This window comes from Streptomyces adelaidensis (assembly GCF_016598475.1).
GTDB lineage: Bacteria > Actinomycetota > Actinomycetes > Streptomycetales > Streptomycetaceae > Streptomyces > Streptomyces adelaidensis.
In genome coordinates, this window is sequence record NZ_JAEMUX010000343.1 from 1 (window position 1) to 231 (window position 231).

Genomic DNA, 231 nt, shown 5'->3' on the forward strand with positions numbered 1-231 from the left:
TGACCGGCTCAAGCACCTGACGGTCGGGGACGAGAAGGTGCTGCGTCTGGTCGGTGATCTGCTCGGCACGCTCGCCTCGCGTGATCTGAAGGCCCGCTGCGCGGCCGGGCTGGAGCACGACAGCGAGCGGTGGGCCGGGCGCAAGCGCGCCCTCACCGGGGAGTCGTCCTCCCGGTGGGCGGGGTCGGTCACGAAGGCCACCCACGATCAGTGGGCGCTCGCCCGGCGCGG

1 pseudogene is annotated in these 231 nt (G+C 73.6%); it reads left to right on the top strand.

The annotated features are described in order from the left end of the window. Positions 1–231, top strand: a pseudogene (locus I8N67_RS42140) (IS200/IS605 family accessory protein TnpB-related protein); the annotation flags it as partial.